Here is a 13,516-nt window from a genome sequence, read left to right on the forward strand (position 1 = left end):
CCACCAGAGACCTTAATGAAGCAAAAATAACCGGTATAAAAATCTAACGGCCACCACAGCCCTTAATTTGTCCGAAAAGCCATGAGGAAGGCCAAATTCCGGGGATTAGCGTCTCCTGTGTCCGTTAGCTTGCCGGGATCTCCGATTCGGAGCAGATAAGGTCTCCTGTGTCCGTTAGAATTTTTCGGCGGAGTAAGAGCAGGCGCTCCCCTATCTAATTTTTTCATATTTTCAGCATTTCAGCAGGATTGAATAGGGGAATAGGGAGAGTATAAACCATATAAATTTCTATCATGATCCTCTGGTACAAGCAGAGGTTTTTTCAATTCCATGTTATGTAATTTGATTCATAAACAAACAACAATGGCCCTAAAGGAGCAGCGAACATGAAAATCGGTGAAGGGCTGCTTGTTGCGGAAAAGCAAGGCTCCCAGTACAGGTTTACGGAAGAGGATAGCGGAGATCTCGAAGAGATCAGGAACCGGTCCGGCTCGAGCAATTGAAATTCCAAGAGATCGATGAACATATAAGGAAGCGGATCCGTGAGCTGTAGGCTTAGTTCTGTTGGGGCTTCTGACTTATGGGGATCAATGGGATGTCTTGTTTTCGGAAATGGAAACCAAAGTTGAGGTGGATGTGAGGGTGCTGCGCACCGGCCTTACCAATCAAACGATAAAAACCAGCGAGGTGGGTCGGGAATGACGCAGATTTCGAAGTATGAGATGTTTGCGCTGTTAGCGTTGTATTAATTGGGAACGACGGTCATATTCGGCTTTGCTTCAGAAGCAGGGCGGGATGCATGGCTGGCTTCGGCGATTTCCGCGGTGCTTGGTGCTTGCCTTATGCTGGTTTATCTGTTCATTTTTAAGGCGACCGGAGGTCTGACTCTCGTAGAGTGGTTCCCGTCGGTATTTGGAAAATGGTGGGGCACGCTTTTTTCCTGGCTTTTCCGCTGCTGTTTATTTATAATGCCGCTCGCATCATCAGCGACATACGGTTTCTTTTTCCGATAACCATTCTTAAACGTACCCCCGATTGGATTATCGGGATTACTTTTTTATGCGTGGACCTCCAGCACGTTTCATTTTGCCAATCTGCTTCCCGTTGCCGGCGAGGGCTGGGGGCGGATCTTGAAAACCGTCTGGCCGCTCGGCCTTATGCAGACGTACGGGGAGAGCATCGAATTTGCGGTGATATGGGGCTATGTAAGCGAGAAAAAAGGCTTGGCGCTCTGGACCGCCGGCGGAACGCTCGTAGCCGGATTCAGCATTGCATTGATGGACTTGCTCGTGGTTTCCGGCATGGGAGAAGCGGTATTCCAACAAATGATGTATCCGGGGTTTGCCCTGTTGAAGCTGTCCAATATGAATTATCTGGATAACCTGGATGCGATCGGCATCATTTACTTGGTGGTGAACGCATTCATTAAAATGTCGCTGCATCTTTTTACGGCCGCGGTCTGTTTGCGCGATCTTGTCGGGGGGAAGGTACAAAGAACCGGAAAGGGAAAGATTAAGCCCGCCCCTCTTTCGGTTCTTTTCTGTATCCATCGGTTCAAATTTGAAATTCAGCCTAATAAAATCTATGATAGATTGTCGATATATAAATTGGTTGAGAGGAATGCGAAGGAGGAACCAGATGGGCGGATTTTGGAGTGAACAATCCATTGATGTTTATAAATCCATTATCGATTACAATACGGACGCGATCTTTATTCTTTCCGCCGAAGGTAAAGTAATGGATGTGAATCTAGGGGTCACGAAAACGTTCGGATACTTGAAAGAAGAAATCCTGGGAATGCCGTATGAAAAATTCATCCTTCCCGCTCAAATAGATGAAGTAAATCAGTATTTTGACAAAGTGCTGCAGGGAATTCCGTGTGAATTTAAAACCGAGGCCGTAGATAAACACGGGAGACTGGTGTATGTGCAAGTTAAAAACGTACCTTTGCTAACCGGCGAGGAAGTCGTCGGCGTTTTTGGCGTCGCCATTGATATTACGGAGCAACTTCGCCTGGAAAAAGCACTGATGGAGAGCGAAGAAAGGTATCGGAAGCTGCTGGAAGTACTGCCTGAAGGGATTCTGGTTTGTGAAGAAGGAGAGATCGTTTATGCCAACTCGTCCGCCGGCGAATATGCCGGAAATGGCGATCTGATCGGAAAATCCATCTCTTCCCTCATTCATCCGGATGACCGGGAGAGGCTGGAACAGCTTGCCGCCGGAACGAAAAAAGATCAAGGCCCGTCTTATGTGGAATTGAGAATGAACCGGAATGACGGGACTACTACATATGTCGATTTGGGTACGGTTTCTGTGACTCAGGGAGATACTCCGGTAATTCTAGCGATGATTAGGGATATCACGGCGCAGAGGCTGGTGGTGGACGCTTTGAAAGAGAGTGAGGAACGCTACCGCCTTTTGGCCGAAAATTCCCTGGATCTTATCCAGTTGGTTAATCTTGACGGGATCGTGACCTTTGCATCGCCGTCCCATAAAATGGTGCTGGGCTATGGGCCGCAGGAATACATCGGAAAATGGGTGTTTTACCGGCCCGATAAAGGCGATGACCCAGAATTTCAACTGATCTTTTTCGATATGGTAGTCTCCCAGAAACCATTCACATATGAAATCGTCCGGCGGCATAAAGAAGGGCATCAAGTGTGGGTAGAGCTAAAGGGATCGCCGATGTTCGATGAAGAGGGACATTTCAAAAATATGATGCTGGTCGGTCGCGAAATCACGGAGCGCAAAAAATATCAGGGACAGCTGGAGCATTTAAGTTTCAAAGATACGTTGACCGGCGTTCCCAACCGGAGACATTTCAGCGCAGCGATCGAACGGATTTTGAAGTCAGGTGAGCCGCCTGCCGGTAACCTCGCCGTTATGTTTTTGGACCTGGATAAATTCAAGCGAATTAATGATACATGGGGCCATGATACAGGGGATGAGCTTCTGAGGCAATTTGCGATTCGGATAAAACAGTGCATCAAAAACAATGATATTTTGGCCCGGATCGGCGGGGATGAATTCGTCGTAGTTTTGCCCGATTTGGAGAGCGTGGAGCAAGCCGTAACATGCGCCGAAGAAATCCTCCATGCTCTACGCCAGCCCTGGAACATTCTTGGTCATGAATTCGTTACCACATCCAGCATCGGTATTGCTTTTTACGAGCCGGGTGACCGGGAAAAAGAATTGATCCATAAGGCGGATACCGCGCTGTATCTGGCCAAATCACAAGGAAAGAACACGTATCGGGTTTATGCCTGAGCGGCGGTATGGGTAAGACGCCGGTTGGGGACGTGTCTTTTATACAGGTTAATGTGGCAGATGAAAAATCCGTAGAGAACCTCGTCGACGAGACGGTCAAAAAGTACGGCAAACTAGATGTCATTGTCAACAACGCGGGAATCGGTACGATGGCAGCTACGCATGAGCTTTCTTTTGAAGACTACAATAAAGTCATCTCCGTTAATCAAAACGGGGTATTTTACGGCGCAAAATACGCTATTCGCGAGATGCTCAAAACAGGCGGCGGTTCTATCGTCAACACGGCCTCCATTCTGGGGCATGTCGGGGAAGCCGGCGCTTTTGCCTACAATGCTTCCAAAGGGGCCGTTAATTTGATGACGAAGTCGCTAGCTATTGAATACGCCGGTAAAAATATTCGGGTCAATGCGATTTGTCCGGGGTATGTCGAATCCGGCATGGTGAATAAAGTGGCGCTGGGCGAATTTTATGATGGGCTTGTTGGCAGGCATCCTATTGGAAGACTCGGCCGGCCTGAAGAAATCGCGCATGCGATTGTCTTCTTATGCGAAAATGATTTTGTGACCGGCACTTCGCTGCTTGTCGATGGGGGATATGCGGCACAATAAGATTCATACCTCGAATCGCGGCAATACGTTTCCTGGTTCGAAATACAAAAGATTGAAGAGCTTTGGGCTCTTCAGTCTTTTTTTATATAAGATGGTCGCATCCATTCCGGAACCAATGGTGACTTGGGGAAACATGGTTGACAATAATTCAATACCTGCATACAATACAATTAACAAAACGTTAAATGTTAAAAGTTAAAATGTAGAAGGGGACCTTAGCTAATGTCAAATGAGCAAGCCATGCATCAATACGATGTGAAAAAGTACAGAACTCCCGACGGTTATACTGCCGACATCGCGGTGTTTACGATTTTATCCGCGAAAAGCGAGATGTTCAAACCGCCGGTGATGGATCTCAAGCTGATGCTGATCAGACGGAGCATGACGGACAGCGAGGGCCGCCCGAATATCGAAGCGGGAAAGTGGGCTTTGCCCGGCGGGTTCGTCGATCCGGCGGAAACCGCCTTTCAATCGGCCCTAAGGGAACTTAGGGAGGAGACCGGAGTAGACGATATTCACCTTCAGCACTTTGGCGTATATGATACCCCGGGCCGCGATCCGAGAGGATGGATCATATCCAATGCCCACTATGCAATCGTTCCGGAACATCAGCTTGCCAAACGCCAGGCGAATGACGACGCAAGCGAGGTGGAGCTTTTCTCCGTACAAGAGGTGCTGGAGCTTGATCTGGCCTTTGACCACGCGGAGATCATCTCCGATGCGATTTCGGAGATCCGCCATAAGCTGCTGCAAAGTACCGTGGCTAAGGAGTTTCTGCCGGCGGAGTTTACTTACTCCGAACTCCAGGCCGTACTGTTGACGGTGACGAAGGATTCCGCGATTGCCCTGGATGCCGCCTTTGCCAGAAAAATCAAATCCCTGCCCTTCATTCAGGAGATCACGGGGAAAAAGACAACGCGCACATCCAAGAAACCGACGCAGCTGTATCGTTTTATTGATGTAGAGGCAAATACTTCGCTGTATCATGCCAGAAAGTAATGGATTCTCAAATCGAGGAGGAAACCTGGATGACGATGATAACGGAAATGAAGCGGGCTTTAATCAATATTGATTATACGAATGACTTTGTCGCCGCGGACGGCGCTCTGACTTGCGGACTTCCCGGGCAAGCCATCGAGGACAAAATTACGGATATAACCAGAGAGTTTATACAAAATAAGGATTATGTGGTTTTTGCCATCGATCTTCATAAGCAGGGGGACACCCTGCATCCCGAAACCAAGCTGTTTCCGCCCCATAATATCGAAGGAACGGCCGGACGCGGGCTTTACGGGACGCTGGGCGATTTGTACAAAGCCAATCAAGATACCGAAAACGTTCGTTGGATGGATAAGACGAGATACAGCGCTTTTGCCGGTACGGATTTGGAACTTCAGCTACGGACCAGAGGAATTACGGAACTCCACCTGGTGGGCGTGTGCACCGATATCTGCGTGCTGCATACGGCGGTGGATGCTTATAATAAAGGCTTCAGCCTGGTGATTCACGAACAGGCGGTGGCGAGTTTTGATCAGGAAGGCCATGCTTGGGCATTGCGGCATTTCAAAGGCTCGCTCGGTGCGGTGATCCGATAGTTGTATTATTCAAAGATCTAATTCTGGAGGGGGAATGAGAGATGAGCTATACGGACGATAGTCTCGCCTTGCACACGGACAAGTACCAAATTAACATGGCCCAGGCGTATTGGAAAGATAACATTCATCAGCGTAAGGCCGTATTCGAGATCTACTTCCGCAAAATTCCGTTTCAAAACGGGTATGCCGTTTTTGCGGGGCTGGAGCGGGCGATCCGCTACCTGTCGGATTTTCGCTTCACCGAGAGCGATTTGGCTTATTTAAGAGAAGAGGGGTATGCCGAGGATTATTTGGCTTATCTTGCCACGCTCAAATTTACGGGCACGGTACGCTCGATGCAAGAAGGAGAACTCGTGTTTGCCAACGAGCCGATTATGCGCATTGAAGCGCCCTTGGCGGAAGCCCAATTGATCGAAACCGCCCTGCTGAATATCGTCAACTTTCAAACCCTGATCGCCACGAAAGCTTCGCGGATCAAGCAGGTGATCGGTGACGGGATCAGCATGGAATTCGGGACCCGCCGGGCGCAGGAGATGGATGCCGCGATCTGGGGAGCGAGAGCATCTTATCTTGCGGGGTTTGAAGCCACATCGAACGTAAGAGCCGGCAAGCTGTTCGGGATTCCTACGGTAGGAACTCACGCCCATGCGATGGTTCAGGCTTACCGGGATGAATATATGGCATTCCGCAAATATGCCGAATGCCACAAGGATTGCGTATTTTTGGTGGATACGTACGATACGCTCAAATCGGGTGTTCCTACGGCGATTCAGGTAGCCCGGGAGTTCGGCGATAAGATCAACTTTATGGGCATCCGGCTGGATAGCGGCGATTTGGCCTATCTCTCCAAGGAGGCGCGGAAAATGCTCGATGAGGCGGGTTTCCCAAATGCGAAAATTTACGCGACCAATGATCTGGACGAATTGACCATCATGAACCTGAAAGCCCAAGGAGCAAAAATCGATGTATGGGGCGTCGGCACCAAGCTGATTACCGCATATGACCAACCCGCTTTGGGGGCGGTATACAAACTAATTTCGATCGAGGATGAGCACGGTGAAATGATCGATACGATCAAAATCAGCTCGAACCCGGAGAAGATCACGACCCCTGGACGGAAGAGGGTATTTCGCATCATCAATAGAGCCAATCACAAGTCGGAAGGCGATTATATCGCTTTGGAAAACGAAGACCCGCAACACGAGGAGCGGCTTAAGATGTTCCATCCCGTGCATACGCATATTGCCAAATTCGTCACCAATTTCGAAGCAAGGGAGCTTCACCGGATCATTTTCGAGGACGGAAATCTGGTGTATCCTGTCCCGACGCTGCAAGAAATCAGAGAGTTCGCTGCGGAGAACCTGAACGTGTTGTGGGATGAGTACAAGCGGCTTCTGAACCCGGCGGAATATCCCGTTGACTTAAGCCAAGCCTGCTGGAACAACAAAATGAGATTGATTGAAGAGGTGCAGCAAAAAGTAAGCGAAAGAACGTGGGCTTAAGGGGGAGGGCGTCATGGCCAAAATCGGCATCTACGGATCTTCGTTTGATCCCATTACGAATGTTCATCTTTGGACGGCAAGCACGGTGGCACACCGCTGCAAATTGGATCAAGTCATCTTCTTGCCCTGCTCCGGCAAACGTCCCGACAAAACGATGCAAATCAGCGACGAGCATCGCTGGAATATGATCACGCTGGCTATCGCCGGAAATGATAAGTTTATCCCTGACGACTACGAAATGAATCAGCCGGGATGGGAAATCGCCACTTATTTGACGCTGAATCATTTCAAAACGAAATATCCCGCTGACGAAATCTATTTTATAATGGGAGCAGATTTGCTGTTGGATATCGGGGAAGGAAAGTGGAAGAAGTCACAAGAGCTGATCTCCGAAAATAAATTTATCGTCATGGCCAGAGACGGTATCAATATGCTGGCGGCCATCAGCAAATCTCCGATTCTTCGTAATGCCGATGACGGGCAAACCTTTCATCTGATCGATAAAGGGTTAGCTATGGAAATCAGTTCCAGCTATATCCGGGACGAATTCAAGCGGGGCGGCGAGCCTCGGTATCTGGTTCCGGACAGCTGTTACACATACATTAAGAATCACCAATTATACAAATAGAGAGGAGAGAAACAAAATGAGCACGCAAGATCAAATTATCGAGGCATTAAAAGTAAAACCGGTTGTAGACGCGAAAGAGGAAATTCGTTCCCGGATCGATTTCCTGAAAGCCTATTGCAAAAAGGCGGGGGCCAAAGGGTTTGTGCTCGGCATCAGCGGCGGGCAGGATTCTTCGCTTGCAGGACGTCTGTCGCAATTGGCGGCTGAAGAGCTTCGTGCCGAGGGAGTCGACGCTACGTTTTACGCGGTACGGTTGCCTCACGGCACCCAAAAGGATGAGGCCGATGCCCAGGAGGCATTGGCGTTTATTAAGCCGGATGAATCCTATGTGTTTAACATCCAGGATCCCGTTACCGCCGTTTCGGAACAATTTCAGGAAACGGTAGGTCAGCCGATGTCCGACTTCAACAAAGGGAATGTCAAAGCCCGGATGCGAATGATCGCCCAGTATGCGATTGCCGGGGAAAAAGGCTGCCTGGTCATCGGCACGGATCATGCGGCGGAGGCCATTACCGGCTTCTTTACGAAATTCGGCGACGGGGGGGCCGACATTTTGCCGTTGTCGGGACTTTCTAAGAGCCAAGGACGTCAGCTTCTTCAGGAATTGAACGCCTCGGAACGCTTGTATTTGAAGGTCCCGACAGCCGACCTGCTGGACAACAAGCCTCAGCAAGCTGACGAGACGGAACTGGGCATGACCTATGATGTGCTCGATCAATATTTGACGGGGAACGAAGTGGATCCGCAGGCTAAAGCCAATATCGAAAGACGCTACGCCGTCACCATGCACAAAAGGGAACTTCCGGTTACCCCTTTTGACGAGTGGTGGAAATAAATGAAATAAGGTAAGCTTAAAGGCTGCCCAAGGATGATTCCTTGGGCAGCCTTCTTTTTATTGAGCAAAGAGACAATGTAAAAATCCTCGGAGTCTTGTAAATATCCTCTGTTTCACGAAATACATCCTCTTTTTATGATGAAGTAGAAGCTTTGATTTCTCTGACTTGGGACTCGAAATCAAACTACATTATACGAACAAGGGGTTCGTAAGCGGAAGGAGTAACACCATGACGCCGAATTTAGAAACTCAGCGTTCCTTGACCCGGCCACACCGGAGATTTAAATCCAAAGTGGCCGGATTGGGAAATTCATCAACGTTTGTAGGCTACTTGTTTGTGGCCCCCATCCTGATTTTGATGGGCATCTGGTTTTATTACCCATTGATCCAATCCTTTATTTACAGTGTGCAGGACATTAGTTTCTTGAATCCGGACGCCGCTCAATTTGTCGGATTCAGCAACTACGCCGAGATTATTAAAGATTCCGACTTCTGGACGGCATTCGGCCATTCCATGATGTTGACCGTCGTGGCGGTTCCGCTGCAGGCGATTATTGCCTTAGTGATTGCCGTGAACCTGAACAAGGTGCTGCATTTGAAGGGCATGTTCCGTACGTTGTATTACATGCCGTATATTACTTCGACAATTGCGGTGACCACGGTATTTATGTATCTGTTTATGCAGCATGAAGGGATAGCTACCCGGATGCTGACCTGGTTTGGATTCCCCGATGTTTCGTGGTATGCCAATGTGACTTATGCCCTGCCTTTCCTGATGATTTTAACCATCTGGACTTATGTGGGCTTCTACATGGTGGTGTATTTGGGAGGACTGCAAACCATTCCGAATGATATTTACGAAGCGGGGCGCGTGGATGGCGCCAATGGCTGGCAGCAATTCTGGAGACTCACGGTGCCCATGCTGAAGCCGGTGACTTTTCTGGTCATTATGTCGGGCATTATCAATGTCATGCAGCTGTTTGACCAGCCCTATGCCTTGGCGAGAAACGGATCGCTTGGAAGTCCGGCCGGAGCAACCAGTACGATCGTAACTTATTTCTACAGTCAGGCGTTCAGCTACAACCGTTCCGGTTACGGGAGCGCGGCGGCATTTATTATTTTCGCCATCATTATTGTGCTGTCCATGCTGCAAAAACGGTTTGTTCGGGAGGAGATTTAAGTGATGGATAGCCGAAAAGCCCAGTTCTTACGTTATTTGCTGCTGTGCGGATTCTCGATCTTCTTCATCGTGCCTTTTGGTTATGCGATTTATACCTCTCTTCTGTCCAAAGCGGATATCGGTCATCTGGTTCTCCCGGGGCGATGGACCTTTGAAAATTACCAGGATATCTTTGCGAACTCCGATGTTCTGATCTGGTATAAAAACTCAATCATCGTTACCCTGGGCATTCTGATCGGGAATCTGATCATCAATACGATGGCCGCTTACTCTTTAGCCCGCCTGAACTATCGGGGCAGAGGTGTGGTGTTCTTCCTGGTTATCGGGATGATGATGGTTCCGTATCAGGTGATGATCATCCCGATTTTCTCCATGATTGTGGACATGAAATGGCTGAACAGCTACCAGGGACTGATTGTTCCGTTCTTGTTCCAAGGGTTTCTCGTTTTTCTGATGCGCCAGTTTTTTATGACGGTTCCAAGAGAGCTGGAAGAAGCCGCGGAGGTTGACGGTTTGAACAAAATCGGTATTTTCTCCCGCATCATGCTACCCCTGTCCAAAGGAGCGATCGGTACGCAGATCATATTCAGTTTTACGGGAACCTGGAACTCCTTCGTCTGGCCGGTAACGCTGGTGAATGACAGCCGCTGGTATGTCTTGACGGTTGGGCTGAACACGTTGAAGAACCGATATTTTGAATGGCCGAACCTGACCATGACCGGGGTGGTACTGTTGACGTTACCGATCATCGTAGTGTTCCTGATTTTCCAACGTCATATGGTGCAGGGGATTGCGACGACAGGGCTTAAAGGATAACAGAGGCTTACGGGAGAGGAGGAATTAGCTTGATTGAATACAAAGGGAAAGATCATGGGAGTGCCGGGTGGATCATAGCGGAAAATGCCTTTGACGCCAGATATTTGGCTAAGTTCGAGACGATCCTATGCCAAGGGAATGGTTATCTGGGACTCAGAGCTACTACGGAGGAGGCCTATACCGGGGAGCGGCGGAATATGTTTGTTGCGGGCACCTATAACCGCTTTGCGAATCAGGAAGTTACGGAGCTGCCGAATGCGGCCGATATGGTGCGGTTGGACATCTCCTTGAACGGAGTCCCTTTTCATTTGGAAAAAGGGACGATCCACGCCTACCGCCGGGAACTGGATCTACGACAGGGAGAACTTCGGCGTGAAATTCTCTGGGAAGACGAAGCAGGTGTACAGTACAAGTTATGTTTCCGGCGTTTCGTTTCGCTTAGGGACCGGCATCTGATAGGGATTCGGGCGGAGATTACGCCGCTGAATCAGGACGCTGAGATTACGATCCGGTCGGGTATCAACGGCCAGATGGCTAATTCGGGCGCACAGCATTTTCTGGAAGGGGAGCGGCGGATATTTGATCAGGAGTTGCTTCAGCTTACAGCCACTACGACCGAGTCCGGGATTGATTTCGTGCATACGTGTCTCCACCATCTGTCCAAGGATGGAACCCGTCTGAATGTGTCGCCTGCTCCAGCCATGGAGCGCAGAAAAGTATTATTGACCTATAAAATCAAGGCGGAGGCTGGCAAGCGCATTACACTGGATAAAATAGCGACCGTTCATACCAGTATCGATTTGGAGTGGAGCGATCATCCGGTCGCAAATCTCCCTGCATTACAGGAGACGGCCCGCGACCATGTTTGGCAGGCGGCGATCAAAGGCTTCGATCAACTCTTCGCCGAGAGTGAACAGGCCTGGAAGCGGCAATGGACAGATTCCCGGATCGAGATCCGGTCCAAAGACCCTTTTGATCAGCTCGCGGTCCATTTTGCGCAGTATCATCTGCTTCTGATGACGCCGGCCCATGACAGCCGGTTTTCCGTGGGAGCCAAAGGACTGACGGGCGAGGGATACAAAGGGCATGTATTTTGGGATACAGAAATATTCATTATGCCTTATTTTCTATACACGGACCCGCAGACGGCACGCAAATTGGCGGAGTACCGCTATCATACTTTGAACGGGGCCCGAAAAAAGGCGAAGGACAATGGCTACCGCGGTGCGATGTATCCCTGGGAATCCGCCGTTACCGGCGAGGAAGAGACGCCCGAATGGGGACCCGTCGACGTGGTTGCCGGTACGCCAACCTATATTTGGACGGGGAAAATTGAGCAGCATATTACGGCGGATGTGGCGTACGGGGTTTGGCATTACTATCAGGCAACCGGCGATCAGGAATACATGGATCGCTATGGATATGAGATCATTTTAGAGACCGCGGCTTTCTGGGCAAGCCGGTTGGAGTGGAGCGAGGAGGATCAGAAGTATTACATCTGTGATGTCATCGGTCCGGACGAATACAAAGAGCATGTGAACAACAATGCGTTCACCAACTACATGGCGTATTGGAACATAACGAAGGCGATGGAATGCGCACGCCAGCTGATGCATGCGCAAAGCGATGTGTACTCAGCACTGGATAGCAAGTTTGCGCTGGCAGAGCGGCTTATGGAATGGGAGGAGATCGTTAAGCTCATCTATTTACCGCAGCCGGATCCGGACACACTGCTCATCCCGCAGGACGACACGTATTTGCATAAGCAGGTCGTTGATCTGGAGAAATATCGGAACCAGGAGATAGTGGCTACCATTCTTGCCGATTACAGCATGACGCAGCTCAGCGATATTCAGGTATCCAAGCAGGCGGATATTCTCGTCTTGTTTTACTTGCTGGAGGACTGGTTCTCCAGAGAAACGAAGGCGGCCAACTGGCATTATTATGAGCCGAAAACGCTGCACGACTCTTCGCTGAGTTTATCCACGCATAGCATTTTAGCCTGCGATGTCAATGACGTGGAGCTGGCGTATCAAATGTTTGCCAAGGCTGCACGGGTTGATCTTGGCACGAACTTGCATAGCTGCGACGAAGGGATTCACGCCGCTTCGATCGGAGGCATCTGGAAAGCGGTCGTTATGGGCTTTGGTGGAGTTCGTTCCTGGGAGGGGACGCTGCGTTTGAATCCGAAGCTTCCGCCGGCCTGGGAGTCTTTATCCTACCCACTCTCGTGGCGGAGCGAACGTCTGCAGGTGAAGATAACCCGCGACAAGCTGTTGGTGGAGCGGCTGACCTCAGGGACAGGGCAGTTGAACCTGTCTATACACGGTCAGTCCTATTTGTTGAAAGACCGTATTGTGGTGGATCTTGAGGAGGTAATGCCGAGTGAATAAAGAGCATCAGGAGATCCAGGCCATCATTTTTGATCTGGACGGGGTCATTACGGATACCGCGAAATACCATTATGAAGCATGGAAACAGTTGGCGGATGAACTTAACATTCCTTTTGATTGGAAATTTAACGAACAGTTGAAAGGGATAGATCGCATGGCTTCTTTGGAAAAAATACTAAGTCAATTACCTGACGAGGGTAAATCCTTTACTCTCGAGCAGAAGCAAGATTGGGCTACCAGCAAAAACATGAATTATCAACTCTTGATCGAGAAGGTGGATGAATCCGAAATTTTGCCGGGCATCCTGGATTTGTTCCATGACCTTAAGCAGGCGGGAATTCCTGCCGGATTGGCCTCGGCCAGCCGCAACGCCAGAACCTTGGTGCGGCAGTTGAAGGTAGAGCCCTTCTTTGATGTGATCGTGGACCCAACGAGCGTGGCCCAGGGAAAGCCCGCTCCTGATATTTTCCTGAAAGCGGCGGAGGAACTTGGGGTAGCTTCCCGTTATTGTGTCGGGGTGGAGGATGCGGAAGCGGGAATTCAGGCGATCAAAAGCGCAGGAATGTTTGCCGTAGGCGTGGGAGACGCTGACACACTCTCAGATGCCGACTATATTGTTGCAGAGACGTCGCAACTTTCTTTCTACGATATAAGGCGTCATTTTGTGGGATAGCCGAAATTAGATGCTATGC

General features: G+C 49.6%; 13 protein-coding genes. All 13 read left to right on the plus strand.

The annotated features are described in order from the left end of the window. Window positions 1–749: 749 nt before the first annotated feature. Entirely contained in the window at window positions 750–1,013 is a 264-nt protein-coding gene (locus DFP94_RS26535) for a GerAB/ArcD/ProY family transporter (protein WP_114496870.1), read from the plus strand. 21 nt (window positions 1,014–1,034) lie between these two features. Continuing rightward, window positions 1,035–1,658, plus strand: a complete 624-nt coding sequence (locus DFP94_RS12820; protein WP_114496871.1) for a GerAB/ArcD/ProY family transporter — start codon at window positions 1,035–1,037, stop codon at window positions 1,656–1,658. After that, window positions 1,639–3,267 (plus strand): sensor domain-containing protein, encoded by a 1,629-nt coding sequence (locus DFP94_RS12825; RefSeq protein WP_181873138.1) that lies wholly within the window; start codon window positions 1,639–1,641, stop codon window positions 3,265–3,267. The genes DFP94_RS12820 and DFP94_RS12825 overlap by 20 nt, the downstream gene beginning before the upstream one ends. Before the next feature lie 8 nt (window positions 3,268–3,275). Continuing rightward, window positions 3,276–3,875 carry an SDR family NAD(P)-dependent oxidoreductase gene (locus DFP94_RS12830; RefSeq protein ID WP_114496873.1) on the plus strand — a complete coding sequence of 200 codons (600 nt, stop codon included), beginning with the start codon at window positions 3,276–3,278 and terminating at the stop codon, window positions 3,873–3,875. A gap of 222 nt (window positions 3,876–4,097) precedes the next feature. Then, window positions 4,098–4,874: an NUDIX hydrolase gene (locus tag DFP94_RS12835; RefSeq protein WP_114496874.1), complete on the plus strand. Its 777-nt coding sequence runs from the start codon at window positions 4,098–4,100 to the stop codon at window positions 4,872–4,874. Window positions 4,875–4,921: 47 nt separating this feature from the next. Continuing rightward, a complete protein-coding gene (locus tag DFP94_RS12840) occupies window positions 4,922–5,470 on the plus strand; it encodes a cysteine hydrolase family protein (protein ID WP_114497116.1) in 549 nt (182 codons plus the stop codon). Window positions 5,471–5,511: 41 nt separating this feature from the next. Continuing rightward, window positions 5,512–6,972, plus strand: a complete 1,461-nt coding sequence (locus DFP94_RS12845) for a nicotinate phosphoribosyltransferase (protein WP_114496875.1) — start codon at window positions 5,512–5,514, stop codon at window positions 6,970–6,972. 13 nt (window positions 6,973–6,985) lie between these two features. Beyond that, window positions 6,986–7,600, plus strand: a complete 615-nt coding sequence (gene nadD, locus DFP94_RS12850; protein ID WP_114496876.1) for a nicotinate (nicotinamide) nucleotide adenylyltransferase — start codon at window positions 6,986–6,988, stop codon at window positions 7,598–7,600. A gap of 16 nt (window positions 7,601–7,616) precedes the next feature. Next, on the plus strand, window positions 7,617–8,435 hold the full coding sequence (gene nadE / locus DFP94_RS12855; RefSeq protein WP_114496877.1) for an ammonia-dependent NAD(+) synthetase: 819 nt from the start codon (window positions 7,617–7,619) through the stop codon (window positions 8,433–8,435). 229 nt (window positions 8,436–8,664) lie between these two features. Then, the gene (locus tag DFP94_RS12860) at window positions 8,665–9,615 is read left to right on the plus strand and encodes a carbohydrate ABC transporter permease (protein WP_114496878.1); all 951 of its coding nucleotides are present in this window, start codon (window positions 8,665–8,667) and stop codon (window positions 9,613–9,615) included. 3 nt (window positions 9,616–9,618) lie between these two features. Next, window positions 9,619–10,431: a carbohydrate ABC transporter permease gene (locus tag DFP94_RS12865; protein ID WP_114496879.1), complete on the plus strand. Its 813-nt coding sequence runs from the start codon at window positions 9,619–9,621 to the stop codon at window positions 10,429–10,431. Window positions 10,432–10,460: 29 nt separating this feature from the next. Further along, window positions 10,461–12,824 carry a glycoside hydrolase family 65 protein gene (locus DFP94_RS12870; protein WP_114496880.1) on the plus strand — a complete coding sequence of 788 codons (2,364 nt, stop codon included), beginning with the start codon at window positions 10,461–10,463 and terminating at the stop codon, window positions 12,822–12,824. Then, window positions 12,817–13,497, plus strand: coding sequence for a beta-phosphoglucomutase (pgmB, locus tag DFP94_RS12875; protein ID WP_245954791.1), 681 nt, complete (start codon window positions 12,817–12,819; stop codon window positions 13,495–13,497). The genes DFP94_RS12870 and pgmB overlap by 8 nt, the downstream gene beginning before the upstream one ends. Window positions 13,498–13,516: the final 19 nt, after the last annotated feature.

The sequence above is a fragment of the Fontibacillus phaseoli genome (assembly GCF_003337355.1).
Lineage (GTDB): Bacteria > Bacillota > Bacilli > Paenibacillales > Paenibacillaceae > Fontibacillus > Fontibacillus phaseoli.

Coding starts and splice junctions, on each gene's coding strand:
- DFP94_RS12825 (WP_181873138.1), top strand. CDS start 1,639: ATGGGCGGATTTTGGAGTGAACAATCCATTGATGTTTATAAATCCATT.
- DFP94_RS12845 (WP_114496875.1), top strand. CDS start 5,512: ATGAGCTATACGGACGATAGTCTCGCCTTGCACACGGACAAGTACCAA.
- DFP94_RS12830 (WP_114496873.1), top strand. CDS start 3,276: ATGGGTAAGACGCCGGTTGGGGACGTGTCTTTTATACAGGTTAATGTG.
- DFP94_RS12835 (WP_114496874.1), top strand. CDS start 4,098: ATGTCAAATGAGCAAGCCATGCATCAATACGATGTGAAAAAGTACAGA.
- nadE (WP_114496877.1), top strand. CDS start 7,617: ATGAGCACGCAAGATCAAATTATCGAGGCATTAAAAGTAAAACCGGTT.
- DFP94_RS12865 (WP_114496879.1), top strand. CDS start 9,619: ATGGATAGCCGAAAAGCCCAGTTCTTACGTTATTTGCTGCTGTGCGGA.
- DFP94_RS12860 (WP_114496878.1), top strand. CDS start 8,665: ATGACGCCGAATTTAGAAACTCAGCGTTCCTTGACCCGGCCACACCGG.
- nadD (WP_114496876.1), top strand. CDS start 6,986: ATGGCCAAAATCGGCATCTACGGATCTTCGTTTGATCCCATTACGAAT.
- DFP94_RS12840 (WP_114497116.1), top strand. CDS start 4,922: ATGAAGCGGGCTTTAATCAATATTGATTATACGAATGACTTTGTCGCC.